Here is a 26,590-nt window from a genome sequence, read left to right on the forward strand (position 1 = left end):
CCGGTTCGTTTGATAGTCTTGGCGTAAGCAAGACACAGCGCATGTGCGACGCTGGTCGTCGCTATCGCCGCCGTCGTCGCTGCCCACGCTCGCCTGCTGCGTTCTCGCGCGCCGGCGGCAGCGTGATCGCCCTGGCCAGATTGGGGAAGGCGTCGACCTTATTGGGCAACGCCATCGCCGCGACAAAATATTCCTGAAAACGCGGCTCGATCGCGGTTTCGATTTTTTCGACCCGTCGCACGACGTCCTCGATCTCGCTTCGCGCGGCGAGGTTGAGCAACGCAATGCGCGCGCCCGTGCCCGCCGCATTGCCCGCCGCGGCGACCTTGGCGAGGTCGCAATCGGGGATGAGGCCGAGCGCCATTGCATAAGTCACGTCGATATGGCTGCCAAAGGCGCCAGCCAGCGTCACCCGCTCTGGCAAAGTCGCGCCGTAACGCTCCAGCAGCAATTTGGCGCCGGCGTAGAGGGCGGCTTTGGCGAGCTGAATGGCGCGCACGTCGGTCTGATAGATTTGCAGGCGCGGCTCGCCCTCATGCAGCACATAGGCGAAGGTGCGGCCGACCGCCTCGATGCGCGGCGTCTTTTCCGCAAGCGCGCCGTCGATGACGCCATCGCTCGTCAATATCCCGCACAGGAACATTTCGGCAATGATCTCAATGATCCCGGACCCGCATATGCCGGTGACGCCGATCTGCTCGATCGATTGGGCGAAGCCAGCCTCGTTCGACCAGAGATCGCTGCCGATCACCTTGAAGCGCGGCTCCAGCGTCACGCGATCGATGCGCACGCGCTCGATGGCGCCGGGCGCGGCGCGCTGGCCGCACGAGATTTGCGCGCCTTCAAAGGCGGGGCCGGTCGGCGAGGAGCAGGCGAGCAGCCGATCCTTATTGCCGAAAACCAATTCCGCATTGGTGCCGACATCGACGAGCAGGGTGAGTTCATCGCGCAAATAGGGCCCTTCGGCGAGCACGGCGCCGGCGGTGTCGGCGCCGACATGGCCGGCGATGCACGGCAGGCAATAGACAAACGCGCCAGGCGCGACGTCGAGACCGAATTCACGTGCGCGCGCCTCGAAGGCGCCGTCCAGGGTCAATGCAAAGGGCGCGCCGCCAAGTTCGGTCGGATCGAGGCCGAGGAATAGATGATGCATGATCGGATTGCCGACCATTGTGATCTCGAAAATATCCGCGCGGGCGACCTTTGCTTGGCTGACGACCTCGCCGATCAGCGAATCGACGGCGGCGCGCACGCTCAGCGTCAATTCCGCATCGCCGCCCGGGTTCATCATCACATAGGAAACGCGGCTCATCAGATCTTCGCCAAAGCGGATCTGCGGGTTCATTACGCCCGCCGATGCGAGGACTTCGCCGCTCGCCAGATCGCAGAGATGCGCCGCGATCGTCGTCGAGCCGATGTCGAAGGCGACGCCCAGCGCCTGCTCGCGAAAGCCGGGCAGGACAGCGACAATGTCGCGATCCTTGCGTAGCGCGACGGTCGCCTTCCACTGACCCACGCGCAGAGTCTTTTGCAGATCGCGCAGGACGCCCAGATCGGCCGCCGTCTCTCCGACGCCCCATTGCTCGGCGAGGGCCGCCTGAAGACGGCGCAGATCGCTGGAGGGATCGTGGATGTCGGGTGCGCGAACCTCAACGTAATAGAGGCGCACGACCGGATCGATAACGATAGGATGGGTTTCGGCGCGCTTGCGCACGACCTGACGATGAACTTGCGACTCGGAGGGGACGTCGATGGCGAGATCGCCGCAGATGCGCGCCTGGCAGCCCAGGCGGCGGCCCGCTGCGAGAGCCCCGCGCTTGTCGGCGTAACGCTGCTCGACGCTATTCCATGGCGTGACATGATCGTGCGCCGAAACCACGCCATGCTTGGCGAATTGACCTTCCGCCACGTCGATCTGGCAGCGCCCGCATATGCCGCGGCCGCCGCATACCGAGTCAAGGTCGACGCCGAGCTTGCGCGCGGCCTCCAGGACGCTCAAGCCCTCGGACAGGCGCTCCCTTTTGCCGGAAGGCGTGAAGACGACGAGATGCGTGTTCAAGGGTTCCGTTCCGCCTGGCGCAAGGGCCAGACCTCGCGGCCGTCTTGCCTGATCAGTTGGGCAAGCCGTTCGTTATCATATTCAGCCTCGATGCGCGCGGCGGCCCCGCTCGCCTCCGCCTCCAGATCGTCGCCGCAGGGGCTGGGATCGCCACGCCGCCAGTCGGCGAGATAGGCGTCCGTTCCGCTGGCGCCCGAGCGCATCGCCGCGGCGTCGATCGCACGGATGAAACGCTCCGGCAATTCGCGTTTGGCCGCGGTGCGGCCCGCCTTGACGATGATCTGGCTGGGAATATCGCGCCAATAGAGAATAGTCAGATTGGCCATCGCTCACTCGGCTGCAATGGCGTGGCTCGCTCCAAGCGCGTCAGGAATCTCTCAACGCCGCCAACTCCGGTGACGCGGCGCTCAAAGGCGAGGCCGAGCCGCCTGGCCGCCGCCTCCGCCTTGAGAGTCAGTTCGGGATCCTCGAACTGGGCGAGATAGACGAGGCGGCGGTAGTTCTTGAAATAGTCGTCGCGCAATTGCGGGAAGCGATCGAGCCCGAGCCCCTCGATGACGAGGCGATCGAAATGACGGGTGAGGAAATCGGTCAGGAAGAACGTGCCCGGCTCATCCTCCATCATGGTGGCAAAATCGGTCGCGCCGGCGAAAAATTCGTAGCAATGCGCGCCCTCGATCCGCGTCACGCCTTCCTCGCGCAGCACGCGATCGAGCTCGCCGCCCGTGCCGCAATCGGCGTAGAGGCAGAGAATTTCGTCATAATGGGCGCGATTTTCTACAATCTTGCGGCGCATCTCGCCGGGAATTCGTTCGGGCCTGTTATGCAACTTGGCGGGCAGACAGGTCACGTCGACATGGGCGAGCGGCCCGCGTTGCAGCGCGACGATTTCGCGCGCCAGCGCGCCGCAAGCAATGACCAGAGTCCGGCGCGCGCCGGCGCCGCGGCCAGGAAGCTGAGCCTCGCGATCGACTTCTCCGAAGCTGGCTGCGTCCTCACTCAAAAATCACGTCTCTCCAAAGCCGTCATGGCTTCGCTCCGCCCGCGATGACGATCTACGCCGACGCATGCGCCGGCGCGGACCCCTGCCGGCGCGCCATGAAGGCTTTGGCCGTTTCCACCGCAACCGCGGCGTCGCGGCAATAGGCGTCGGCGCCGACCGCCTGGGCAAAAGATTCATTCAAAGGCGCGCCGCCGACCAGCACGATATAATCGTTGCGCATGCCTTTTTCCTTGAGCGCGTCGATCACCACTTTCATATAGGGCATGGTGGTTGTCAGCAGCGCTGACATGCCGAGAATTTCGGGTTGGTGCTTCTCTATCGCTTCGAGATATTTCTCGACGCCATTGTTGATGCCGATATCGAACACTTCGAATCCGGCGCCCTCCATCATCATGCAGACGAGGTTCTTGCCGATGTCATGGATGTCGCCCTTGACGGTGCCGATTACCATCTTGCCCATTTTGGGCGCGCCGGTGGCGATCAGCAGCGGGCGCAGGATCGCCATGCCCGCTTTCATCGCATTGGCCGACATCAGCACTTCCGGCACGAACAGAATGCCGTCGCGAAAATCAATGCCGACGATGCGCATGCCTTCGACAAGCGCCTTGGTCAGGACGTCATAAGGCGTCCAGCCGCGATCCAACAAAATACGGACGCCCGTTTCGATTTCTTCCTTCAGCCCGTCATAGAGATCGTCATGGATCTGCGGAACGAGTTCGTCGTCGGAGAGCGTCGACAGGTCGAGTTCATCATCCGCCATCGTCTATTTTCCCCAGGACTCCACCGCGCCGAACGAGCAGACGCGGCGGCGCTGCAATATCGCCCCTAGTTACAGAGACGCAAAGCATAATTATCAATCGGCGCCGCCACATTTTGCGGCTGGTCACGTCCGATCAATCTTAACCCTGTGCTGGGCGACAGGGATCATCTGGCGGACTTTGGCGACCAGAGCCGGGTCGATCCGGGTGGAGACGACGCCGACGCCATCCGACGCCTTGGCGACGATATGACCCCAGGGGTCGGCGACCAGCGAATGGCCGTAGGTCGCGCGCTGTTCGTTGCCGACCGTGAAGGAGCCGGTCTGGGCGCTGGCGCAGAGATAGGTCTGGGTTTCGATGGCGCGCGCGCGCAGCAGCACTTCCCAATGGTCCTTGCCCGTTTGCAGCGTGAAGGCGGCCGGCAAAGCGATGATCTGCGCGCCCTTCTCGGCCAGAGCCTGAAAGAGGTCGGGGAAGCGCAGGTCGTAGCAGATGGAGCAGCCGATCGTGACGCCCTCGCAATCATAGGTCACCACCTTGTCGCCCGCCTTGACCGTCGCGCTTTCCTTGTACGAAGTGCCGTCCGGGGTCGTCACGTCGAACAGATGGATCTTGCGATAGCGGGCGATCTCCTCGCCCTGGCGATTGAAGACGACGCTCGTATTATGGATGCGCTCGTCGCCCTCGATCCGCTCCATGATGGACCCGGCATGGATGAAAATGCGGTGTTTGCGCGCCAGTTCCTGCGCCATCGCATAGGCCGGGCCGCCGGGAACGACCTCCGCATTGGCTTGCTTATCGCCCCGCGCGCCGCCGGCCCAATCGAATTGCTCGGGCAGCAGCACCCAGTCCGGCGCTTCCTCGGCGACTGCTTTTTCGATAAGGGCCCGCGCGGCGGCGATATTCGCCGCCTTGTCGTTGATCGAATTCATCTGAACGAGCGAAACTTTCATGGGGGCGCCTGGCTGGTCGGGGCATGCCCGGTCAATGTCGGAGGACGACGCGCGTCCGTCAACCCTTTCGCGGGCCGTTCCGCGGCGGCCTCTCTCACGAAACCTATCGACAAAAGCGGCGCAACAGTGAACATTGCCGCTGCCAAAACATGGGGGGACGCGTTGTTTTCTTTGCCCGATCTTTTTTCCGTGGCCGGGCGCACAGCGCTGGTGACGGGCGGGGCGACGGGCATCGGCCGCGTCTGCGCCGAGGCGCTGCTGAGCGCGGGCGCCCGCGTGCTGATCGCCTCGCGCAAGGCGGAGGCCTGCGAGGCCGTCGCCAAAGAGCTTTCGGCGATCGGCCCTTGCGAGGGGTTTGGCGGGACGGTCGCGACCGAACAGGGCGTGACGGCGCTCGCTGAGGAAATGCGCAAGCGGACCGATCGGCTCGATATTCTCGTCAACAATGCCGGCGTCAATTGGGGAGCGCCCTTCGAGACGTTCGAATGGAAAGGCTGGGACCGCGTCCTCAGCGTCAATGTCACGGGCCTGTTCAGTTTGACGCGCGATCTGATGCCGCTACTGGTCAAATCCGGTAGCGAGGACCGGCCGGCGACGATCATCAATATCGGCTCGGTGATGGGGACGATCACACAATCGGAAAGCGCCTATTCCTATGCCGCGTCCAAGAGCGCCGTGCATCATTTGACGCGCATTCTCGCCAGCGAATTCGCCGGGCGTCATGTGACGGTGAATGCGATCGCGCCGGGCCCCTTCAAGACCAAGATGACGGCGTTTACCCTGGGCAAGGAGGCGGGACTCGCCGCCGCTTTGGCCAGCGTGCCGATGCGGCGCCTGGGCCGGCCAGAGGATCTGGCCGCCACAATTCTCTATTTGGCGGGGCGCGGCGGGGCCTATACGACGGGCGCCATCATCCCGGTCGATGGCGGGGTTAGCGTCTACGCCCCGCCCCCTATGCTTTCGGAGACGGATCCGTGAACGATTCGAGCGCGCCTCGCCTGATTTCGATTGATCAATTCGTGGCCCTCGCGGGAACCGAGACCGGCGTCTCGCGCTGGTTCACGATCGACCAGAAGCGGATCGATGCTTTCGCCGAAATTACCGAGGATCGGCAATTCATCCATATCGATCCCCAGGCGGCGCGCGCCTCGCCCTTCGGCGGAACGATCGCCCACGGGTTTCTCACCCTGTCGATGCTCTCAGCGCTGGCGATGGACGCCTTGCCTGAGATCGAAGGCCGCGCAATGGGCGTCAATTATGGCTTCGACAAGCTGCGTTTTCTGTCGCCCGTGCCGGCGGGGGCGCGCATTCGCGGACGCTTCAAACTCGAAAGCGTCACGGCGCGTTCGCCGACCGAGTTCCTTTCCCGGAATGTCGTAACCGTCGAGATCGAAGGCGCCGACAAGCCGGCCCTTGTCGCGGAATGGTTGACCCTTTTCGTCCTGAGTCCGGATCATGCGAGGGCTGGCGTCAAATGACGATACGCTTTGATGGGCGGGTGGCCATTGTCACCGGCGGGGGCGGCGGGCTTGGCCGCTGTCACGCCCTGGGGCTCGCCGCGCGGGGCGCCAAGGTCGTCGTCAACGATCTTGGGCGTGATGGCGAGCCGTCGGAGGCTTCGCTCAAGGTGGTCCGCGAAATCGAGGCGGCCGGTGGCGTTGCAATGGCTAATGGCGCCGATGTCGCCAATGCCGAGCAGGTCGCCGCCATGGTCGAGGCCGCGCAATCGCAATGGGGTAGCGTCGATATTCTTGTCAATAATGCCGGCATTCTGCGCGACAAGACTTTCGCCAAAATGGAGCTCGCCGAGTTTGAGCTGGTCGTGAAAGTGCATCTGCTGGGATCGGCGATCTGCGCCAAGGCGGTCTGGGCGGGAATGCGTGAGCGCAATTACGGGCGCGTGCTGTTCACATCCTCGGCTTCCGGCGTTTATGGCAATTTCGGGCAGTCCAATTATGGCGCGGCCAAAGCGGGCATGATCGGACTGATGAATGTGCTGCATCTCGAAGGCGTCAAGAATAACATTCGCGTCAACACGCTGCTGCCGACCGCGGCGACCGGCATGACGGAGGGGCTGATTCCGCCGGAAATGGCCGCGCTGATGAGCCCGGAGACCGTGACTCCCGCCGTTCTGTTCCTGGTCAGCGAAGACGCGCCCTCAAAGATCATTCTGGGCGCCGGCGCCGGCGTCTTCGCCGTGACCCATATCGAAGAGACGGCCGGCGTGTTTTTGACCAAGGCCGATCGCACGCCCGAAACGATCGCCGCCCGTTTCGGTGAGATCGCGGATTCCAAAACGGCGCGTCCGCTCGACAATGCTTTCGGCCAGACCTTCAAATTCGTCGAGGCGGCCGCCAAGGCGCTTGGCGTCAAACTATCGCAAAAAGGAGTCTCGTGATGCGGGAAGCTGTTGTTGTTTCGACCGCGCGCACGCCGATCGGGCGCGCCTATCGCGGCGCCTTCAATGACACCCAGGCGCAGACGCTTGGCGGCCATGCGATCGAACAGGCCGTCAAGCGAGCCGGAGTCGACACCAGCGAAATCGACGATGTCGTCATGGGCGCGGCGATGCAGCAGGGCTCCACCTATATGAATGTGGCGCGCCAGGCCGCCCTGCGCGCCGGCCTGCCGACGTCTGTCGCCGGCATGTCGGTTGATCGGCAATGCGCGTCGGGCCTGATGGCGATTTCGATCGCCGCCAAGCAGATCGTCTGCGACGGCATGCAGACCACGGTCGGCGGCGGTCTTGAATCGATTTCGCTCGTGCAGAACGAACATGCGAATGTGTACCGCGCCAGAGATCCGTGGCTCGTCGCCCATCGCAACGATGTCTACATGAGCATGCTGGAGACGGCGGAGATCGTCGCGCAGCGCTACGGGATTTCGCGCGAACGTCAGGATGAATATGCGTTGCAATCGCAGCAGCGCACCGCCGCCGCCCAGGCCGCCGGCCGGTTTGACGCCGAGATCGTGCCTTTGCCGAGCGTGATGAAAGTCACTGATAAGGCGACCGGCGCTGTCAGCGACAAGCCGATCACGCTCAAGCAGGACGAGGGCAATCGCGCCGATACGACCCTCGCCGGCCTGCAAGCGCTGAAAACCGTCTTCACGAAAGGGCAGCGCCTCGAGAGCGGCGCGTTCATCACCGCGGGCAATGCGTCGCAACTCTCCGATGGGGCCTCGGCTTCCGTGTTGATGGAGGCGAAGCAGGCCGAGAAGCGCGGTCTGCAGCCGCTTGGAATCTATCGCGGCATTGCCGTCGCTGGTTGCGATCCCGACGAGATGGGCATTGGGCCGGTCTTCGCCGTGCCCAAACTGCTCAAGGCGCATGGGCTTAAGGTCGAGGACATCGGCCTTTGGGAATTGAACGAAGCCTTCGCCGTACAGGTGCTCTATTGCCGCGACCGCCTCGGCATTCCCGACGAACGGCTGAATGTCGACGGCGGGGCGATTTCGATCGGCCATCCCTATGGCATGAGCGGCGCGCGCCTGACCGGCCATGCTCTCATAGAGGGCAAGAGACGCGGCGTAAAATATGTTGTCGTGACCATGTGTGTCGGCGGCGGTATGGGCGCCGCCGGGCTGTTCGAGGTCGCTTGAGATAGGCGGCGGGCGCTGTGGCGTCGCGCCCGCCCATCCCTCCGGTTTAGCCCTGCAGCAGATCGCCGAACGCGCTCCAGCTCTCGCCGTTGAAGCTTTCAAGCTGTTCTTGCCGAATCGGCGCGAAATTGTCCGGCGAGGTGTTGATCTTCACACCTGGCAGCAGCATCGGCAATTCGAGGTCCTTGATGTTGGCGGCCTGACGCATGATGTTCTCGCGCGACAGATCGTTCTCGCATTGCTTGAGCACCTGCACCATCGTGGCGGCGACGCCATATCCGTAGATCGCGTTGGAGTCGATCAGATCGGCCGGCGTCAAGTATTTCGCAACGAAGGCGGCCCATCCCTTATACCCCTCGTCATCCTTCCAGCGCGCGTCCGTCGGATCCTTGCCGTAATTGGCGGTGATCACGCCCTTCGACTTCTCAAGGCCCGCCGGTTTCATCACGGAGGCGATCGACAGCGAAACATCGGTCATATAGCGGACGGGCGTCCAGCCGATGTCGAAAGTCTTGCGGATCGCCTGCGCCGCGAATTTCGGCGTCGCGGCGATGAGCAAAACGTCAGCGCCCGAATCCTGCAGCGAAACGATCTGCGAATCCACGGTCGGCTCGGAAACTTCATAGGAGGCCTCCTTGATGATGAGCCCCGCGTGATCCGCGCCGAGTCCCGCCTTCAACCCGGTCAGATAATCCTTGCCGAACGCGTCGTTCTGATAGAGCACGCCGATCTTGGCGCCCGGCTTCGTCGCAACAATATGCTTGCCGAAGATGCTGGCCTCAGTCTGATAGTTCGGCTGCCATCCGATCGTCCATGGAAAGTTCTTGGGGTCGTTCCACATGGCGGCGCCGGTGGCGACGAACAATTGCGGCACCTTGTTCTCGGTGAGATAGGGCCGGATCGCGGCGTTGGACGGCGTGCCCAGACTGTTGAAGATGAACGCGACCTGTTCCTGTTCGACGAGCCGGCGAGTTTGTTCGACGGTCTTGGGTGGGCTGTAGCCGTCATCGAGGCTGATCAGGTTGAGCTTGCGGCCATTGATTCCGCCCGCCTCGTTGATCATCTTGAAATAGGCGACGTCGGCCTTGCCGATCACGCCATAAGCCGACGCCGGCCCGCTATAGGGCATGGTCTGGCCGATCTTGATTTCGGCCTCGGTGACGCCTACCGCATTGGCGGCGCGCGCCGGCCGCAGGCCGGATGCGAGGGCGGCGGCCGAGACGGCGCCCGCCTGCAAAAGAGTACGACGCGAAATCATGCTTGCTTCCTCCTGTTGTGACGCGTCTGCGCCGGCTGTTTCCTCGATAAAATATTCTTTCCGGCTTTGCCGCCGGTTGTGTCGATTTCAGTCTAGACCCGCTTCGGGCGCGAGAAAAGCCGCGAAAGAAGCCCGGGCGCGGTTCTGATGACACCCGCGACGCCCGTCGGCATCAGATACATCAGGCCGATCAGCAAAATTCCATAGATCGCGCCCGGCAACGCTTTGGCGCTCTCCCCGAACAGATCGGAGAGCTGATCGGCGTAATTGGGGACGAATTCGATGAACAGGGCGCCAAACAGGACGCCCCAGATTGACGCCAATCCGCCAACGACAATGCCGACGAGGAACGACAGCGAGAGAAACAATCCAAAACTGTCGGGAGATATGAATCCCACAACGATCGAGCCGAGCGCGCCGGCGACGCCCGCATAAAGCGCGCTCACGCCAAAGCACATCGCTTTGTAAAACGAAATATTGATGCCCATCGTCTCGGCGGCGATCGGGTGGTCGCGGATCGCGATGATCGCCCGACCGATGCGGCCGCGCACGAGATTGGCCGCCGCCCAGAACATTAAAGCGGCGCAGACGAGACAGAGGAAATAAAGCCATTGGTCTGATGTCAGCGGCAGCGCGAAGGGGGCGTGCGGCTTGCCGAGTTGCAGGCCTTGCGAGCCGCCTGTCCAGGCGTCAAACCCCCTGTAGTTGAGCAATTGCGGCGTTGCGACCGCCAAAGCGAAAGTTGCGAGCGCGAGGTAGAGGCCGCCAAGACGCAAGGCGGGCAGGCCGAACAGGAAGCCCGCCACGAAACAGATGAGGCCGGAGACGGGGATCGTCGCCCAATAGGGCACGTCGAATTTCGTCGCCAGAATCGCCATGGCGTAACCGCCGATCGCATAGAAGGCGCCGTGCCCGAGCGAGATCTGCCCATTGTAGCCGGTCAGGATGTTCAGGCCGAGAAGCGCGATCGCGTAGATCAGCACCTGCGCGAATTGAAACAGGTGATAGCCGCTCGCGACAAAGGGCAAGCCCAGGGCGAAGATGCAGAACACGCCCATAGCGAGGCGCTGCAATCGACGCGAGCCTGCTTGCGCGATCGCGGCGGCGGATAGGGCGGTCGGCGTATCGTTTGCGAGCGTCATGGCTCAGACCCGCGTGACGAGCGTGCGCCCGAACAGGCCCGATGGCCTCACGACGAGCACGCCGACAATAATGACCAGGGCGACCGAAAGCTTGATCTCGGGACCGACGACATAGGCGCCGGCGATATTTTCGAGCACGCCGACCGTGAAGCCGCCGATCGCCGCGCCCCAGGGATTGTCGATGCCGCCCAGCACCGCGCCGGCGAAAGCGTAGAGCAGAATGCCGAGCATCATATTGGGGTCGAGATAGACGATTGGGGCCGCCATCATGCCGGCCACCGCGCCGATCGCCGCGGCGAGGCCCCAGCCGATGGCCAACATCCAGCCGACCCTGATTCCGACGAGCCGGCTCGACGCCGGATTCTGCGCCGCGGCGCGCATCGCCAGTCCGAGCGGCGTGAAACGAAAGAACGCATAGACCAAAGCCAGCACGGCGAAAGTCACGAGAATGGCGCCCGATTCATGCGAGGACATCAGCGTATTGCCGAACCATCGCTTGTCGGGGAACGGGCTGTCGAAGGTCTTGATGGTGTAGCTGTAGCGCCAGCCGGCGACGCTGTTGAAGATCAGCAGCAGCCCGATGAAAACGATGACAATGGTCAGAACCGGCGCATGTGCGAACGGACGGATCACGATGCGTTCGATCAGCATGCCGCCGATGAAAGAAAGAACGATCGTCAGCGCGAAGGCGGCCCAATAGGGCATTCCCGAATCGATCATCTCCCAGGCGACATAGGTCGAAAACATCGCCATTTCGCCTTGCGCGAAATTCACCAGATGCGTCGCCTGGTAGATCATCACCAGCGCCAGCGCCAGGATCGCGTAGATGCCGCCCATCGCCAATCCTGAAAATATTTGGTGCAACAGCGCCGACATGGTCCCCAAATCCTCAATAGCCGAGATAGGAGCGACGAACCGAATCGTCGCTTTTTATTGCGGCGGCGGGCCCGCTGATCGCGACCCGCCCGGTCTCGATCAAATAGGCGTGATCGGCCAGATCGAGCGCCAGATTGGCGTTCTGCTCGACAATGAGCATGCTGACGCGATCCTCGCGATTGATGGCGCGCAAGATGCGGAAGATGTCTTTGATGATGATTGGCGCGAGGCCGAACGACGGCTCGTCGAGCAGCAGCAGCTTTGGCCGCAGCATCAGCGCGCGCGAGATCGCCAGCATTTGCTGCTCGCCGCCCGACAGTGTTCCCGCTTGCTGCTGCCGGCGCTCCTCAAGGCGCGGGAAATAGCCATAGACCCGGGCGAAATCTTGTTTGACCGCCTCCCTGTCGGAACGCGTATAGGCGCCCAGGCGCAGGTTTTCTTCGACGGTGAGATCGACGAAAGTGCCGCGCCCATCGGGCACATGAGCGATGCCCAGACGCACCACATCCTCGGTCTGGCGCGCGTTCATCGCGGCGCCGCCATAATTGATCGCGCCTTCGCGCCGAACCATTGCGCAGAGCGCACGCAGCGTCGTCGTTTTGCCCGCGCCGTTGGCGCCCAGAAGCGCAGTGATGCCGCCTTCTTGGACGGCGATGTCGAGCCCGTGCAGAACCTGGATCGGCCCATAAAAGGCCTTGAGGCCGCGTGTTTCGAGCAGAGCCTCCATCAGGCCGCGTCCCCGAGATAGGCGCGAATGACGTCGGGATTCTGCTGCACTTCGCCCGGAGGCCCATCGGCGATCTTGCGGCCGAAATTGAGCGCCACAACCTGATCGGAAACGCGCATGACGAGGTTCATGTGATGCTCGACCAGCAACACCGTGATGCCGCGACGGTCGCGGATCGCCTGAATCTCGCCGCGCAAGCTGTCGACTTCTTCATGATTGAGGCCGCCCGCCGGCTCGTCGAGCAGCAACAATCTGGGCTCGCTCGCCAAAGCGCGCGCAAGTTCGACCCGCTTCTGGGTTCCAAAGGGAAGTTCGCCCGCCGGTGTTCCGGCCACCGCGCCAAGCGCGAATTCATCGATCAACGCCATGGCGCGCTCGCGGATGCGCTGTTCCTCGCGGCGCGTCAGGGGTAGCGCCAGCGCATCGGCGAAAAAACCGCCGCGCGCCCGGCAATGGGCGCCGATCATGACATTCTCAAGCACCGTCATCGTGCGAAAGAGCGCCAGATTCTGAAAGGTGCGGGCGATGCCGCATTGCGCGATTTCGTGCTTGGACGCTGAAAGAAGCGGCCGGCCTTCAAAGGTGATAGCGCCGCGGTCGGCCCGATAGAGTCGGGACAGACAATTGAAGAGCGTTGTCTTGCCGGCGCCGTTGGGGCCGATCAGCCCGCAGATCTGTCCGCCCGCCACTGCGAAGGAAATGCTGTCGAGCGCGACAATGCCGCCAAACCGCACGGACACGCCTTCCACGACGAGCAGAGGGGCGGCGCCCGTGCGCGGCGTTGCGCTCATGTCGCCGAAGCAATCGGCTTTGCGGCGACGCGGCATGCGGATCGCCCGTGATGGCGCACCAGCCGCATGGTCATTCCCCCCCCCCCCATTGGACTTCGCCGATCTTGGAGCCGGCATAAGGATGATGCCCTGTAATCGCTTGGCCAACAAGGCGTCCTGGCTCCTTCCCGACCAAATAGGCGCAATTGGCCGGCAAGACGCTTGTCTGATCGCCCGGACCGGAATCCGTTGGCCATACCCTCCATTGTGAGGTCCACCAGGGTTAACGGACGGTTTAGGCTGTCACGAGAATGGTCGAGCCGCTGTAAGGACTTCGTTAGGAATTTGAGGCGGTATGGCTCCGAGGGTTGGGGATCCCCGGAGTTTTGTTCATGCGTGTCTCAGCGTTGTTTTTGCTGACAATTGGCGTTTTCGGAATGGGCTTTGCGCGGCCGGCGCTCGCCGACGGCCCTGATTATCGCACCAATACCGGGCCGAACGGCGCAGACTTCTCAGGCGTCAACCTTGGCGTCGACGCCGGCGTCGCGCTGGGCTCGGCGAGCGGCGCCAATACGTCGGGACCGGCGGGAGGCCTGCATCTCGGCTATAATTTCCAGGCCGCTCACCTCGTCGGCGGCGCCGAAATCGACAGCATGTTCGGCTCCATCAAAGCGGGAAGCCTCGGCGGCGATTCATTCAACCAGAACTTCCTGTCGTCGGCGCGCGTCAAGGCCGGCTACGCCTTCGGCGATATTCTGGGCTACGGCACCATCGGCTGGGCCTATTCGACGGCGACCTATGAAGACCCGCTCGCATCGGAAAGCAAAACGCTCAAGGGCTCCGTTTTCGGCTTCGGTGCGGAATATGCGCTCACGCGCACCGTTTCGATTCGCGCCGAATATTTGCGCTATGATTTTGGCAACGCGACCTACAGCACGCCGTATTCATCAAAACAAATCTACACCGACACCAATCTTCTGAGAGTCGGGGCGAGCGTGCATTTCTAAAGTCACGCCGGATCCCCCGTCGAACGAACGATTGGCCCACCGCGCCTGAAACTTCATGATGCCGCGTCCGTTTCTTCTTCAGGAGCCCATCAAGGGCCTCGAGGAGACGAACAATGGCATATGGTTCGAAGGGCTCTAAATTTGTCGCTCTGGCCGCGATGATCGCGCTTGCCGGCGCGTTCGGCGGCGCCATTTCTCAAAGCTATGCTGAGACGTCGGTGATGGTCGGCGGCGCGGCGATGTATCCATCGAAGAACATCGTCGAGAACGCCGTCAACTCCAAGGATCACACGACGCTTGTAGCCGCCGTCAAGGCCGCCGGCCTCGTCGACACGCTGGCGAGCGCGGGCCCGTTCACGGTCTTTGCGCCGACCAATGAAGCGTTCGCGAAATTGCCGGCCGGCACCGTCGACACGCTCGTCAAGCCCGAGAGCAAACCGATGCTGACCAAAATCCTCACCTATCACGTCGTCGCGGGACATTTGACCGCCGCCGATTTGATGAAGATGGTCGACGAAGGCAAAGGCAAAGCTACACTGAAGACCGTTGAAGGCGATACGCTGACGGTCGACGCGCCCATGGCCGGCAAGCTGGAGGTCGTGGACGGCAAAGGCGACAAGGCCATGATCACCATTCCAGACGTTCTTCAGTCGAATGGCGTCATCCACGTCATCGACACGGTCCTCATCCCGGGCTGATCGACTTTTGCGCATTGCGAGCCCGCCGATAGAAGCGGTGGGCTCGCCTTCGTTTGCGCGAGGCGATCACAGCGACGGCAGCGCCCCGACAATCTCGGCTGTCGAACGCACGCGCGCGATGCGGGGCAAGATCTTTTCGATAGAGAATTTGTGGAGGTCTTCGCTCACGCTGGTCACGGCGTCCTCGGCGACGACGACGGCGTAATTATGCTGCCATGCCTCGCGCGCGGTCGATTCGACGCCGAAATTAGTGGCGATGCCGGCAAGCACGATCGTGGCTATGCCGCGACGACGCAATTGCAGATCGAGCTCCGTTCCATAGAACGCGCCCCATTGTCTTTTCTTGATGACGACGCCGGCGCGCAGCGATCCGATCTCAGGCGCGAAATCCGCCCAGTCCGCTGGTAAAGCGGCCTGAGGCGCGGGCGGGGACGCATCGACGGGTTGGCTCAGCCTGTCAATTGCATTGCCGGAAAACGCGACATGGACGAGCGCCACGAGCGCGCCGACCTCATCGAAATGGAGACCGAGGCGGGCGGCGTTCTGAACGATCTGCGCGGCCCCATAGGGCGCCAGCGGCATCGACAGGACGCCCTTCTGCACATCGATCAGAACCAAAGCCGTGGTGCGGGGATCAAGCGCCAGCATCGCGATGTTTTCCTTCGGACGTAAGAGGGTCGACGTTGCCGGCGCGATCCTGGGCCGACGATACGGAACGCGCTCCGTCGAGCTTGCGGCGGTCGCTAGCGCGGCGCCAATATAGCGCCACGACGGGCTCCTTTGTCCAGCGCGCGACCGCGGCGGTCCGCGCGAGCCCCATTTGAATATTCAACACGCCACAGTGGAAGCAAACACCATGCGCACCGCCGATCTCGATCTCTTGTTTGTCGCCGGGCTCAACGGTTCGGGCCCCGACCATTGGCAGACGCGTTGGCGCAGCCGGCTGCCGACCGCGAGACTCGTCGAACAGGCCGATTGGGATCGGCCTAAGCTGTCGCATTGGGTTCGCGCGATCGTTGAGGCTTGCGAGGCCGCGCGGCGCCCGATCGTGCTCGTCGCTCATTCGCTGGGCGTCACCACGGTGGCGCATGCCGCGCCGCTCTTGCCCGAGGGCGCTGTCAAAGGCGCCTTTCTCGTCGCTCCGCCTAGCGACGAAACCTTGGTCGCGGTCGGCGCCGGTGAATTTGCCCCGACGCCTTCAGCGCCGCTGCCCTTCGCCTCCCTTCTCATAGCGAGCCGCAACGATCCCCACGGCGCCTATAGTTTTGCGGAAACGAAGGCGTCGCAATGGGGCTCGCGTCTCGTCGCGGCCGGCGAGGCGGGCCACATCAATGCGGACAGCGGCCATGGCCCCTGGCCGGAAGGCCTGGTGCAGTTCGCGGCGTTCATCAAGGGGCTGTGAGGTGCGCAAACGAAAGGGCCGCCCATAGGGCGGCCCTTCGATGGTTGCGGCGAACCGATACTGTCAGCGCGAATAGAATTCGATGACCAGGTTCGGCTCCATATGGGTGGGATAGGGCACTTCGGCGAGGCCGGGAACCCGCGTCATCTTGGCCGTCATCTTGGAATGATCGACTTCCATAAAGTCGGGCACGTCGCGTTCAGCCAGGGACACCGCTTCGAGTACGAAAGCCAATTGCCTGGACGATTCCTTGACCTCGATCAGATCGCCGACCTTCACCTGATAAGAGGGAATGTTGACGCGCCGACCGTTCACCTTGACGTGGCCATGGTTGACGAACTGGCGCGCGGCGAACACGGTCGCCACGAATTTGGCGCGATAGACGACGGCGTCGAGGCGGCGCTCGAGCAGGCCGATCAGATTGGCGCTCGAATCGCCTTTCAGGCGCAAAGCTTCCTGATAATATTTATGGAACTGCCGTTCGGAAATGTTGCCGTAATAGCCCTTGACCTTCTGCTTGGCCTTGAGCTGCGTGCCGAAGTCGGTGGCCTTGCCCTTGCGGCGCTGGCCGTGCTGGCCGGGTCCGTATTCACGCTTGTTGACAGGGCTTTTGGGACGGCCCCAGATATTCTCGCCCATACGGCGATCGATTTTATACTTGGCTTCTGCGCGCTTCGTCATCGCGGTTCCTCTTGGGTGCGAATCGAGATTAAAGATGAGGAACGCGCCCTCCTGTGCAAAAAGGAAACCCTTTTGCCGACAGGCCGTCAGCGAGCTAGCCGGCGGCCACGGGTGCGTCAAACGACAAACGCGCCCTTGCAACAGGGCGCGCCCGACCGCGCTCCTCTACGGCTTCGCCTCTGCGCTGTCAATTCAGGCGGGGCGCTTTGATCAATCCGCAGTCGCAACGTCGACGAATCAAACTATAGAAAATCGCGTCTGAGCCCATGTTTGCCGCATGGCCTGCCATGCGTATTTTGCATGCAGATGGAGACTTTCAGAGCCATCGCTCATCATTTCATCGACTGTTGAGCCGTTTTTGATCAATCGCCACAGTTTCGCCATGGCTTTTTCATGCGCAATTCACATGACTTACCGCACTGCACCCTTGACTTGTGCATCGCACCATATTACCTGAGGGCCGTCTTGGAGAAGGAACGCCCGGGAATATTGAACCGCCATTCAGCGCATCGCGCCGAAGGGGCGGAGAACAGCGAGAAGGGGACCTAATATGAAGCTCTCATTCATCACGCGATTCCTGGAAGAGCGTCGTCGTTACTGGAACGTGTTGCACGAACTCTCGACCTATACCGATCGCGAGTTGCAGGATATCGGCATCGATCGCGCCGACATCCATCACATAGCCCGCCAGGCGGCGCGCGGTTGAGGAATTGACGATCGGCGCCAATGACCATTCAGCGCGAGCAATCTTAGCGTTGAGCCGTTGGCGAGAGACATGAAAAGCCGTCGTCCCTCGGGCGACGGCTTTTTTTTGCGTTCGGCGCCCGGTCAGCCTCGGTTATAGACATCCTCAATGCGGATAATATCGTCCTCACCCAAATAGGAACCCGTCTGCACTTCAATCAGCTCGAGATTGATCTTGCCCGGATTGCCCAAGCGGTGTTCGCAGCCAATCGGCAGATAGATCGATTCGTTTTCATGCACGTGATGGGTTTCGCGATTGAGGGTCACCTCTGCCGTTCCGCGCACGACGATCCAATGTTCCGCGCGATGAAAGTGCTTTTGCAGGGATAGACGCCCGCCGGGCTTCACGACGATGCGCTTGACCTGATAACGCGCGCCCTCGTCGACGCTCTGATAATAGCCCCAGGGGCGATAGGCGCGCTTGTGCTCGCTCGCCTCGGGGCGCTTTTCGGCTTTCAGCCGATCGACCAATTGCTTGATCTTGTCCGACTGCGCAGCGTCTACGACGAGGACTGCGTCAGGAGTCGTCACGACAATGATATTGTCGAGTCCCACTACTGCAGTCAGTTGATCGTTGGCGCGAATGAGAACATTGCGCGAATCCATGGCGACAGCCTTGCCGCGCAAACTATTGCCGTCGTCGTCGCGCTCGCTCAGACGCCAGATCGTCGACCACAGGCCGATATCCGACCAGCCGACGTCGGCGGCGATGACCGCCGCTTTGTCCGTGCGCTCCATGACGGCGTAGTCGATCGATTTCTTTGGCGCTTTCGCAAAGCTTTCCGCATCGAGCAGCAGGAAGCCGAGGTCGGAGCGCGCTTTTTCAACGGCGCTCGCGGCGGCGCTCGCCATGTCCGGTTCGAACCGATTGATTTCTTCCAGCATGCCGCCGGCGCGGAAAATAAAATTACCCGAATTCCAGAGATAGCCCTCGTCGATGAAGCGTTGCGCCGTCCGCTCGTCTGGCTTCTCGACGAAAGCTTCGACCTTGCGCACCTTGCCGGCGGCGTCAATCGGATCGCCGGCGCGGATGTAGCCATAACCGGTCGCCGGATGATCCGGCTTGATGCCGAAGGTGACGATCACGCCGGCGGCGGCGGCGAGGCCCGCCTCCTGGCAAAGCTTGGCGAACAGGCGGCTATCGCGAAACACATGGTCGGCGGCGAGCACGGCCACGACCGCATCGGGATCGGATCTGGCGGCAAGGGCCGCGGCGATCGCGACGGCCGGTCCGCTGTCCCTGCGCATGGGTTCAAGCACGATCGTCGCCTTGGCGCCGATCTCCTCCAACTGTTCGGCGGCGAGGAAGCGGTAGTCGGCATTGGTGACGACGATCGGCTCAGAAAAAATCTCGCGATCGTCGAGCATGCCGACGATCGATTGAAACGTCGATCTTTCGCCGATCAGCGAAATGAATTGCTTGGGACGGCTCTCGCGCGACTCTGGCCAGACGCGCGTGCCAGATCCCCCGCACATGATCACCGGAAGAATTTTCACCATTGTCTCCTCGACGCCGCCTCGACGCAAAAGCCACCGCTCGCGCGACGAAGAAAACTTCACGCGCGCAACGGCCGAGGAGTGAATTAGAGCCATGCGCCGCACTAATCAAATGCCCGGAAGCGCCGGCTCTATGGCGATCTTGTCGCAGCGCGGCCCGCCGCCCTAAGCAGGCCATGGCTGATTCAAGAAAAAGCCATAGAGCGCCGTCGCGATGACGACAACCATCGCCAGCGTCATAAAGCTGAAGCGGCGGGGTCGGCGGGGTGCGGATGATGAAAAGAAGCTCATCGGCGTAGCCTCGTTTTGTTTCTCGCGAGACAACGTCACGTCTTCGGGATTGTTCCGACATCGGCCGCATCGCGCGACCCTTCCGCGCCTGGCCGCTTGACAGCGCGGCGTGGTTGGGTCAATTTACATACCAACCAGTCGGTATTTTAGAATGACGAGATCCAACAAAAGCGCTGAAACCCGAGCCAGATTGCTGGAGGCCGCACGCGATGTCATTCGCGCCAAGGGCTATACGGCGACGACGGTGGACGACATTTGCTCGGCCGCGGGCGTGACCAAGGGCGGCTTCTTCCACCATTTCGCGAGCAAGGAGCAGCTTGGCGTCGCGGCGATCGCGGCGTTCGACACGATGGCGGGAGCGCTTTTTGGTTCGGCGCCTTATCAGATGCTGCCCGATCCTCGTGATCGCGTGCTGGGCTATGTCGATCTGCGCGCTTCAATGATCCAGGGCGACGTTGCGCTGTTCAGTTGCCTGATGGGCACCACGGTGCAGGAGATTTACGCGACGCACCCGGAACTTCGCGCCGCTTGCGAGGAAGGAATGTCCGGTCACGTCGCGATGCTGGCGCGCGACATCGAGGCGGCCAAGCAGCTCTATGCGCCGGACGCGCATTGGAGCGCCGAGAACGTCGGCTATTTCATGCAGGCCGCCCTGCAGGGCGCGTTCATCTTCGTCAAGGTCAAGCAAAGCACGGAACTTGGCAGGGAATGCTTGGGGCACCTGCGGCGCTATCTGGAGACGATACTCGGCCAACCATCGAGCGATCAAACAAAGGAGAGGACGCAATGACGCAGACGCGAGTAAAGCCCATTCCGGACGGAATGCATTCGGTGACGCCGATGCTGGTCTGCGCCGGCGCGGCGGACGCCATCGCGTTTTACAAGAAGGCTTTCAACGCCGTGGAAATCTCGCGGCTCGTGGGTCCGCAAGGAAAAATCATGCATGCCGCGGTCCGTATCGGAGATTCCGTCGTGATGCTGACGGACGAATTCCCGGATTTTGGATCGCTCGGACCGAAGTCGCTTAAGGGGTCGTCGGTCGTCATTCATCTCTATGTCGAGGATGTCGACGCCTGCGCCGCTCGCGCCGCGGCTGCGGGAGCGACAATCACGATGCCGGTCGCAGACATGTTTTGGGGCGATCGCTATGGTCAGCTCGAAGACCCCTTCGGACATCGCTGGTCGATCGGCGCGCATGTTCGCGATGTGAGCCCAGAAGAGATGCGGCAAGCGATGCAGAACATGGGGCAGGGCGGCGAGGCCTGCAGTCCTTCGGCCTAGCTCGCCCGTAGCGGTTGTGCGGGGGCGCTCTCGCTGGGATCGCACATCGTCAGCAAGGCGGAACGAAGCGCCTAGCCTTGCTTCACGGTCTCGACCAGCGGCCAAATGGCAAATCAAGGGAGGAAAGACATGCTTTCGCTCGATATCGTTTCCCGCGAGGAATGGCGCGAACGGCGCAAGACGCTGCTTGCAAAGGAGAAGGCGCTGACCTGCGCCCATGACGAGCTCGCAGCCGAACGCCGCCGGGCGCCTTGGGAAAAGGTCGGCAAGGATTATGTCTTCGAGGCGCCAAACGGCAGGCGGAGCCTCGCCGATCTGTTCGACGGGCGCCGTCAGCTCATCGTCTATCATCACATGTTGAAGCCGGCCGATGAACATCCCTGCCCGGGCTGCGGCATGGTCGGCGATCAGATCGGCAATCTCGCGCATCTTCACGCGCGCAGCACATCTCTTGTTCTTGTGTCGCGCGCGCCAATCGCCGAGATCGAGACGTTCAGGAGACGCATGGGATGGACCATGCCCTGGTTCTCGTCCGCCGACGATTTCAACGCCGATTTCGATGTCGCCGGCGGGTTTGGCCTCAATGTCTTCCTGCGCCAGGATGACGAAATCTTCCGCACCTATTTCACGACGGGGCGCGGCGTGGAGACGCTGGGCACGACCTGGACGTTTCTCGATCTGACACCGCTCGGACGGCAGGAGGATTGGGAGGATTCGCCCGCGGGCGCACCGCGAACCCCGCCTTATCAGTGGTGGCGTCTTCATGACGAATACGACAACCGCCACGATCGAGGATGCTGCGGCGCGCATGATTGACCGGAAGTTCGCGAGTGCGAGGCGTATCCAGTCACGAGCGGTTCGAAAGCCATGCGCGCCATCCCAAGGATTGTTTGATGCAGACGAAATCCTATGCGCCCGAAGCGCAAAGTTTGATGACCGGCCTCGCCTTCGGCGAGTCGCCGCGCTGGCATGAGGGCCGTCTGTGGTTCGCCAACTGGGGCGCGCAGGAGATTATCGCCGTCGATCCCGAGGGGAAGAGCGAGGTCGTCCTGCGCGTGCCGACCATTCTTCCGTTTTGCATCGACTGGCTGCCCGACGGCCGGCTGCTGGTGGTTTCGGGCCGCGAGGGAATCGTCCTGCGCAGGGAGCCCGATGGTTCGCTGACGACCTTTGCCGATCTCAACAGCCTCGCTCGCGGCTGGAACGAGATCGTCGTCGACGGCCGCGGCAATACTTATGTCAATGGCGGAGGTTTTGACCTAATGGCGGGCGAGGCGTTCGCGCCTGGAATCATCGCTCTGGTGACGCCCGACGGCTCGGTCCGGCAGGTAGCCGATGGCATCGCCTTTCCCAACGGCATGGCGGTGACATCAGACAATGCGACGCTGATCATCGCCGAGTCCTATGGTCGAAGACTCACAGCCTTCAACATCGCAGCGGATGGGAGTCTGTCGAACCGCCGCATATGGGCTGATCTTGGCGGCGGCGTGCCCGACGGCATCTGCCTCGATGCGGAAGGCGCCGTCTGGTACGCGGATGTCCCAAATAGGCGTTGCGTGCGCGTTCGCGAAGGCGGCGAAGTCTTACAATCGATCGACTTCGATCGCGGCTGCTTCGCTTGCATGCTTGGAGGGCCAGACAGGAAAACCTTGTTTGTTCTGGCGGCCGAGTGGCACGGCCCTGAAAACATGCTCGGCGCCGCGCGAACGGGCCAGCTACTGACAGTCAGGGCGCCCGCGCCGGGCGCGGGCTGGCCATAACGAATCCATTGCGCAACCAGCATTGAAGGGAGAAACAGAATGACCGCAGTAGACACAAACATCCCTGTGTCCGATCGAGATCTCGTGCTGACGCGCATCATCGATGCGCCGCCAGAAAAACTGTTCAGGGCGTGGACAGAGCCTGAACTGCTGAAACAATGGTTCGCGCCTTTGCCTTATACGACGCCCGTCGCGGAACTCGACGTACGGCCGGGCGGCGCCAATCTGATCGTGATGCGCGGTCCAGACGGCGGCGAAATGTCGAACCGAGGCGTCTATCTTGAAGTCACCCCCAACGAGCGGATCGTCTTCACTAACGCCTATACGAAAGCCTGGGAGCCGTCGGAAAAGCCGTTCATGACCGTCATCCTGACCTTCGAAGATCAGGGCGGTAAGACGAGATATACCGCGCTGGTGCGGCACTGGACCGTCGCCGATCGCGAGACCCACGAAAAAATGGGTTTCCATAACGGCTGGGGCCAATGCGCCGATCAGCTCGAAGCGCTTGTCGCAAAGCTCTGAGGCGAGAAAGGACGAACAAAGCGCCTCCGCTCTGGCCGCGTCAGCTCGCGCCTTGAAGGCGTCTCGCCACCAGCCTCGTGCCGGGTTTCGCCGCTCCCCCAGGGCCGGCGATCGGCTTCACGGCGTCAGCGCTGATCGCCTGCCCACACGCTGAGCATGAGACCTGGGGTTGAAACTGATGACCGCAGGTCTTGTGGACGAACAGGATCGGACTGCCTTCCTTCGGCCGCGCCCAGCGGTCGCCCCACGCCGTCAGCGCCAGAATGACGGGCACGAGATCGCGCCCGGATTCGGTCAATCGATATTCGTATCGTACCGGCCGGCGCTGATAGATTTCTCGGTCGATCACGCCGCATTCGACGAGCGATTTGAGCCGCCTCGTCAAAAGATTGCGCGATATGCCGAGATCTTCAATCAGTTCGTCGAAACGTGTGACGTTGAGGAACAGGTCGCGGATGATCAATGGCGACCACCAATCGCCGATCATGTCGAGGCCGCGCGCCAACGAACACCGCATCTCCGCAAAGCTGGTTCTCTCCATAGCGCGATCCTAGTCAGTTGCATAATTGAACTCAACAGGCTATACAGTTCAATCATTGAACTAAAGGGAGCGAAATGTATCGCGCCATCGTCCGCCGACGCATTCGCGCGCTTTTCGACGCCGTCAACAACGGCGACGCCGAACCTGTGCTGCGGGCGTTCGCGCCCCAGTTCGAGCATTCGTTCCTTGGAGATACCGCGCTGGGCGGATCGAGAAGGACATTGGCGTCGACCAGGCAATGGTATGAACGGCTCTATCGGCTCTTGCCCGACATCCGGTTCGAACTTCGGCGGATATGGGTCAGCGGCGGCCCATGGAACACCCTCGTTCTCGTCGAGTGGGAGGAGGCCAATTCCGCCGGCGACGTTCGCACAACCAATCGCGGCGTCCATGCGCTGCATCTGAAATGGGGACGCGCGACGCTGTTAGCGATCTGCCCGGACACGGTCGGATTGAAGGCGACCCTTGAGCGACTGGCCCTGGCGGGTCACGCAGAGGCGCAAGCGGCGCCGATCGTTGATTTGTAGGCGATATCCGCTGTCGAGGTTGAAACCGAGCAGTGGTGCGCACAAGGGAATAGGTTCGTCGCCTATCCCCGCATCCGCAGCCCCTGCGGATCGAAGATCGGCGCATCGAGCCTTGTGGCGGGGCGGCGTTCGCCGATGATTTCGATTTCGAAGCCTTCGTTCGCGACGGCTGCTTCTTTCGCGATATAGCCGAGGGCCAATGATTTCCCGACCGTATGGCCGTAGCCGCCTGACGTCACCCAGCCGACCACTTTGCCGTCATGCCAGATCGGTTCGTCGCCGATGGCGTCGGCGTCGAGCGCATCGACGACGAAGCCTTGCAGGCGCAATTTGCCGCCGCTTTCCTTTTCGCGGACGGCGGCCTCGCGGCCGATGAAGTCGTTCTTCTTGAGATCGACGAAGCGGCCAAGACCGGCCTCATAGGGCCCATAGATCGGGCGATATTCACGGAACCAGGTGCCGAAACTTTTTTCGAGACGCATGCAAAGCAGCGCCCGCATGCCAAATTGCGTGAGGCCGAACGCGGCGCCTTCTTTCAGCAGGAGATCATAGAGCGCGCGCTGATATTCTGGCCGCACCCAGATTTCATAGCCCAGATCGCCCGTGAAGCTGACGCGCCCGACGAGCGCCGGGATCATACCGATATTCATGCGCCGGAACGATAGGAACGGGAATTTCTCGTTCGAGACGTCGTCATGCGTCAGCTTCTGCAATAGATCACGCGACTTTGGTCCGGCGATCGACAGGCCGGGATAGTCCATCGAAGCCGCGCGGATCGTAACGCCGTCTGGCGGCATATGGCGTTCGAACCAACGGATGTAATAACCCTCGGCCGCGTAGGAGCAGACGAGCAGGAATTTATCCTGCATATAGCGCCCGATCGTGAAATCGCCGATCAGCTTGCCATGCTCGTTGAGCATCGGCGTCAGCGACAGACGCCCGACCGCCGGCAGTTTGTTGGCCATCACATGCGACAGGAATTCGGCGGCGCGCGGCCCCTCGACTTCGATCTTGCCGTAATTGGCGATTTCCGTCATGCCGACCCCGGCGCGAACGGCGCGGCATTCGACGCCGATAGGCTCATGGGCATTGGAGCGGCGAAAGGTGACGTCCTCAATCGGCGCCATGCCCTTGGGCGCAAACCACAGCGGATTTTCGAGGCTGCAATATTCGCCGAACACCGCGTTCTCCGCGACCAGCCGGTCGTAGATCGGCGTCGTGCGCAACGGCCGCGCCGCCGGCAATTCCTCGTTGGGGAAGCGGATGCGGAAGCGGCGCGAATAATTCTCGCGCACTTTCGCATTGGTGTAGGGCAGGGTGGCCCAATCGCCGAAGCGCGCGACGTCCATGCCCCAGATGTCATGGCCGGGATCGCCGTCGATCATCCAATTGGCGAGCGCCAAGCCGACGCCGCCGCCCTGGCTGAAGCCCGCCATCACGCCGCAGGCGACCCAGAAGTTTTTCAGACCCTTGACCGGGCCGACCAGCGGATTGCCGTCGGGCGCGAAGGTGAAGGGGCCGTTGACGACCTTGCGGATGCCGACTTCGCCAAGCTTGGGGAAATGTTCGAAGGCAGTTTCGAGGCTCGGCGCGATGCGGTCGAGATCGTTGGGCAGCAGGTTCTGCCCGAAGTCCCAAGGCGTCTCGCGCTCCGACCACGGCTGGCAGGCCTGTTCGTACGTGCCGATCAACATGCCGCCGCCCTCCTGGCGCATGTAGATCTCGCCCTCGAAGTCGATGACGTGGAACTTGTCGACCTTGGGGTCGATCACGGCGGGAATATCCTCGGTGATGAGATAGTGATGCTCCATCGCGAGCACCGGCAGTTCGAGGCCGACCATGCGGCCCACCTCGCGCGCCCACAGGCCGCCGCAATTGACGACATGTTCGGCGACGACATTGCCCTTGTCGGTGATGACGTCCCAGGAACCATCGGGCCGAGCCTTCAGATCGACGACGCGCGTGAAGCGGTTGATCTCTGCGCCGGCCATCGTCGCGCATTTGGCGTAGGCCTGCGTGACGCCCCAGGGATCGAGGTGGCCCTCGACGGGATCGAACATGGCGCCGACGAAATGTTTCTTCTCGATGAACGGATACATCTTGGCGGCTTCGTCGACCGAGATGATTTCGAGATTCATGCCGAGATAGCGCCCGCGCGCTTTGGCCATTTTGAGCCAGTCGAGCCGCTCCTTCGTGCCGGCGAGATTGAGGCCGCCGGTGACATGCATGCCGCAGGAGACGCCCGAGATCGCCTCGATCTCCTTGTAGAGATTGATCGTATATTGCTGCAGCTTGGCGACGTTGGGATCGCCGTTCAGCGTATGCATGCCGCCCGCCGCATGCCAGGTCGAGCCCGACGTCAGTTCGGCGCGCTCGATCAACATCACGTCCTTCCAGCCGCCCTTTGTAAGATGGTAGAGCACGCTCGCGCCGACAACGCCGCCGCCGATCACCACGACCTGGGTATGCGATTTCATGGGACGAGCCTCTGTG

Annotated in this window: 29 protein-coding genes; 14 read left to right on the plus strand and 15 right to left on the minus strand. The window is 62.2% G+C overall.

The window, feature by feature from the left end; translation table 11 throughout:
* Window positions 1–61 precede the first annotated feature (61 nt).
* The 5 genes from GSQ90_RS06425 to GSQ90_RS06445 form a co-directional block, all read right to left on the minus strand.
* Window positions 62–2,059 (minus strand): ASKHA domain-containing protein, encoded by a 1,998-nt coding sequence (locus tag GSQ90_RS06425; RefSeq protein WP_246731432.1) that lies wholly within the window; start codon window positions 2,057–2,059, stop codon window positions 62–64.
* The gene (locus tag GSQ90_RS06430; protein WP_158813935.1) at window positions 2,056–2,385 is read right to left on the minus strand and encodes a virulence factor; all 330 of its coding nucleotides are present in this window, start codon (window positions 2,383–2,385) and stop codon (window positions 2,056–2,058) included. Before GSQ90_RS06430 ends, GSQ90_RS06425 begins: the two co-directional genes overlap by 4 nt.
* Window positions 2,373–2,981, minus strand: coding sequence for a DUF1638 domain-containing protein (locus GSQ90_RS06435; protein WP_246731466.1), 609 nt, complete (start codon window positions 2,979–2,981; stop codon window positions 2,373–2,375). Before GSQ90_RS06435 ends, GSQ90_RS06430 begins: the two co-directional genes overlap by 13 nt.
* A gap of 133 nt (window positions 2,982–3,114) precedes the next feature.
* The gene (locus GSQ90_RS06440; protein WP_158813937.1) at window positions 3,115–3,822 is read right to left on the minus strand and encodes a B12-binding domain-containing protein; all 708 of its coding nucleotides are present in this window, start codon (window positions 3,820–3,822) and stop codon (window positions 3,115–3,117) included.
* 123 nt (window positions 3,823–3,945) lie between these two features.
* Complete coding sequence (locus tag GSQ90_RS06445) at window positions 3,946–4,773, minus strand: carbon-nitrogen hydrolase family protein (protein ID WP_158813938.1); 828 nt, start codon at window positions 4,771–4,773, stop codon at window positions 3,946–3,948.
* A 126-nt stretch (window positions 4,774–4,899) separates the two neighbouring features.
* Between GSQ90_RS06445 and GSQ90_RS06450 the strand changes: the two genes are divergently transcribed.
* From GSQ90_RS06450 to GSQ90_RS06465, 4 genes are read left to right on the plus strand one after another with little or no spacing between them, the layout of a single operon-like run.
* Entirely contained in the window at window positions 4,900–5,751 is an 852-nt protein-coding gene (locus GSQ90_RS06450) for an SDR family oxidoreductase (protein ID WP_371418333.1), read from the plus strand.
* Window positions 5,748–6,251: a MaoC family dehydratase gene (locus GSQ90_RS06455; RefSeq protein ID WP_210254827.1), complete on the plus strand. Its 504-nt coding sequence runs from the start codon at window positions 5,748–5,750 to the stop codon at window positions 6,249–6,251. The genes GSQ90_RS06450 and GSQ90_RS06455 overlap by 4 nt, the downstream gene beginning before the upstream one ends.
* Window positions 6,248–7,171 (plus strand): SDR family NAD(P)-dependent oxidoreductase, encoded by a 924-nt coding sequence (locus GSQ90_RS06460; RefSeq protein ID WP_158813939.1) that lies wholly within the window; start codon window positions 6,248–6,250, stop codon window positions 7,169–7,171. Before GSQ90_RS06455 ends, GSQ90_RS06460 begins: the two co-directional genes overlap by 4 nt.
* Window positions 7,171–8,373, plus strand: coding sequence for an acetyl-CoA C-acyltransferase (locus tag GSQ90_RS06465; protein WP_158813940.1), 1,203 nt, complete (start codon window positions 7,171–7,173; stop codon window positions 8,371–8,373). Before GSQ90_RS06460 ends, GSQ90_RS06465 begins: the two co-directional genes overlap by 1 nt.
* Window positions 8,374–8,419: 46 nt before the next feature.
* Here GSQ90_RS06465 and GSQ90_RS06470 read toward each other — a convergent pair whose 3' ends face one another.
* The 5 genes from GSQ90_RS06470 to GSQ90_RS06490 form a co-directional block, all read right to left on the minus strand.
* A complete protein-coding gene (locus GSQ90_RS06470) occupies window positions 8,420–9,631 on the minus strand; it encodes an ABC transporter substrate-binding protein (RefSeq protein WP_158813941.1) in 1,212 nt (403 codons plus the stop codon).
* Window positions 9,632–9,723: 92 nt separating this feature from the next.
* Complete coding sequence (locus GSQ90_RS06475; RefSeq protein ID WP_210254828.1) at window positions 9,724–10,773, minus strand: branched-chain amino acid ABC transporter permease; 1,050 nt, start codon at window positions 10,771–10,773, stop codon at window positions 9,724–9,726.
* A gap of 3 nt (window positions 10,774–10,776) precedes the next feature.
* Window positions 10,777–11,649: a branched-chain amino acid ABC transporter permease gene (locus tag GSQ90_RS06480; RefSeq protein ID WP_158813942.1), complete on the minus strand. Its 873-nt coding sequence runs from the start codon at window positions 11,647–11,649 to the stop codon at window positions 10,777–10,779.
* Between the two features lie 13 nt (window positions 11,650–11,662).
* Entirely contained in the window at window positions 11,663–12,376 is a 714-nt protein-coding gene (locus GSQ90_RS06485) for an ABC transporter ATP-binding protein (RefSeq protein ID WP_158813943.1), read from the minus strand.
* A complete protein-coding gene (locus GSQ90_RS06490) occupies window positions 12,376–13,167 on the minus strand; it encodes an ABC transporter ATP-binding protein (protein WP_158814265.1) in 792 nt (263 codons plus the stop codon). The genes GSQ90_RS06485 and GSQ90_RS06490 overlap by 1 nt, the downstream gene beginning before the upstream one ends.
* Window positions 13,168–13,538: 371 nt before the next feature.
* Between GSQ90_RS06490 and GSQ90_RS06495 the strand changes: the two genes are divergently transcribed.
* Together GSQ90_RS06495 and GSQ90_RS06500 are read left to right on the plus strand one after the other, a co-directional pair.
* On the plus strand, window positions 13,539–14,153 hold the full coding sequence (locus tag GSQ90_RS06495; protein WP_158813944.1) for an outer membrane protein: 615 nt from the start codon (window positions 13,539–13,541) through the stop codon (window positions 14,151–14,153).
* A gap of 113 nt (window positions 14,154–14,266) precedes the next feature.
* Complete coding sequence (locus GSQ90_RS06500; RefSeq protein ID WP_158813945.1) at window positions 14,267–14,851, plus strand: fasciclin domain-containing protein; 585 nt, start codon at window positions 14,267–14,269, stop codon at window positions 14,849–14,851.
* A 66-nt stretch (window positions 14,852–14,917) separates the two neighbouring features.
* On the opposite strand, the gene GSQ90_RS06505 is transcribed toward GSQ90_RS06500, so the two are convergent.
* On the minus strand, window positions 14,918–15,499 hold the full coding sequence (locus tag GSQ90_RS06505; RefSeq protein ID WP_210254829.1) for a hydrolase: 582 nt from the start codon (window positions 15,497–15,499) through the stop codon (window positions 14,918–14,920).
* Window positions 15,500–15,707: 208 nt separating this feature from the next.
* On the opposite strand from GSQ90_RS06505, the gene GSQ90_RS06510 reads away from it, so the two are divergent.
* Window positions 15,708–16,253, plus strand: coding sequence for an alpha/beta hydrolase (locus GSQ90_RS06510; RefSeq protein ID WP_158813946.1), 546 nt, complete (start codon window positions 15,708–15,710; stop codon window positions 16,251–16,253).
* Window positions 16,254–16,316: 63 nt separating this feature from the next.
* Here GSQ90_RS06510 and rpsD read toward each other — a convergent pair whose 3' ends face one another.
* On the minus strand, window positions 16,317–16,934 hold the full coding sequence (gene rpsD / locus GSQ90_RS06515) for a 30S ribosomal protein S4 (RefSeq protein ID WP_158813947.1): 618 nt from the start codon (window positions 16,932–16,934) through the stop codon (window positions 16,317–16,319).
* A 550-nt stretch (window positions 16,935–17,484) separates the two neighbouring features.
* On the opposite strand from rpsD, the gene GSQ90_RS06520 reads away from it, so the two are divergent.
* A complete protein-coding gene (locus tag GSQ90_RS06520) occupies window positions 17,485–17,640 on the plus strand; it encodes a DUF1127 domain-containing protein (protein WP_158813948.1) in 156 nt (51 codons plus the stop codon).
* 122 nt (window positions 17,641–17,762) lie between these two features.
* Here the strand turns inward: GSQ90_RS06520 and GSQ90_RS06525 are convergent, their stop codons facing one another.
* Window positions 17,763–19,178 carry a mannose-1-phosphate guanylyltransferase/mannose-6-phosphate isomerase gene (locus GSQ90_RS06525; RefSeq protein WP_158813949.1) on the minus strand — a complete coding sequence of 472 codons (1,416 nt, stop codon included), beginning with the start codon at window positions 19,176–19,178 and terminating at the stop codon, window positions 17,763–17,765.
* A gap of 439 nt (window positions 19,179–19,617) precedes the next feature.
* Here GSQ90_RS06525 and GSQ90_RS06530 point away from each other — a divergent pair, with 439 nt between their 5' ends.
* From GSQ90_RS06530 to GSQ90_RS06550, 5 genes are all read left to right on the plus strand, one after another.
* Window positions 19,618–20,256: a TetR/AcrR family transcriptional regulator gene (locus GSQ90_RS06530; RefSeq protein ID WP_158813950.1), complete on the plus strand. Its 639-nt coding sequence runs from the start codon at window positions 19,618–19,620 to the stop codon at window positions 20,254–20,256.
* On the plus strand, window positions 20,253–20,747 hold the full coding sequence (locus GSQ90_RS06535) for a VOC family protein (RefSeq protein ID WP_158813951.1): 495 nt from the start codon (window positions 20,253–20,255) through the stop codon (window positions 20,745–20,747). Before GSQ90_RS06530 ends, GSQ90_RS06535 begins: the two co-directional genes overlap by 4 nt.
* A gap of 129 nt (window positions 20,748–20,876) precedes the next feature.
* A complete protein-coding gene (locus GSQ90_RS06540; protein ID WP_158813952.1) occupies window positions 20,877–21,563 on the plus strand; it encodes a DUF899 domain-containing protein in 687 nt (228 codons plus the stop codon).
* A gap of 77 nt (window positions 21,564–21,640) precedes the next feature.
* A complete protein-coding gene (locus GSQ90_RS06545; RefSeq protein ID WP_158813953.1) occupies window positions 21,641–22,507 on the plus strand; it encodes an SMP-30/gluconolactonase/LRE family protein in 867 nt (288 codons plus the stop codon).
* A 39-nt stretch (window positions 22,508–22,546) separates the two neighbouring features.
* On the plus strand, window positions 22,547–23,029 hold the full coding sequence (locus GSQ90_RS06550; protein ID WP_158813954.1) for an SRPBCC family protein: 483 nt from the start codon (window positions 22,547–22,549) through the stop codon (window positions 23,027–23,029).
* A gap of 40 nt (window positions 23,030–23,069) precedes the next feature.
* Here GSQ90_RS06550 and GSQ90_RS06555 read toward each other — a convergent pair whose 3' ends face one another.
* Window positions 23,070–23,570 (minus strand): helix-turn-helix domain-containing protein, encoded by a 501-nt coding sequence (locus GSQ90_RS06555; RefSeq protein ID WP_158813955.1) that lies wholly within the window; start codon window positions 23,568–23,570, stop codon window positions 23,070–23,072.
* A 74-nt stretch (window positions 23,571–23,644) separates the two neighbouring features.
* Here GSQ90_RS06555 and GSQ90_RS06560 point away from each other — a divergent pair, with 74 nt between their 5' ends.
* Window positions 23,645–24,097 carry a nuclear transport factor 2 family protein gene (locus GSQ90_RS06560; RefSeq protein WP_158813956.1) on the plus strand — a complete coding sequence of 151 codons (453 nt, stop codon included), beginning with the start codon at window positions 23,645–23,647 and terminating at the stop codon, window positions 24,095–24,097.
* A gap of 62 nt (window positions 24,098–24,159) precedes the next feature.
* On the opposite strand, the gene GSQ90_RS06565 is transcribed toward GSQ90_RS06560, so the two are convergent.
* Window positions 24,160–26,574, minus strand: coding sequence for an FAD-dependent oxidoreductase (locus GSQ90_RS06565; protein WP_158813957.1), 2,415 nt, complete (start codon window positions 26,572–26,574; stop codon window positions 24,160–24,162).
* Between the last annotated feature and the right edge of the window lie 16 nt (window positions 26,575–26,590).

It is taken from the genome of Methylocapsa sp. S129, from assembly GCF_009765995.1.
Taxonomy (GTDB): Bacteria; Pseudomonadota; Alphaproteobacteria; order Rhizobiales; family Beijerinckiaceae; genus Roseiarcus.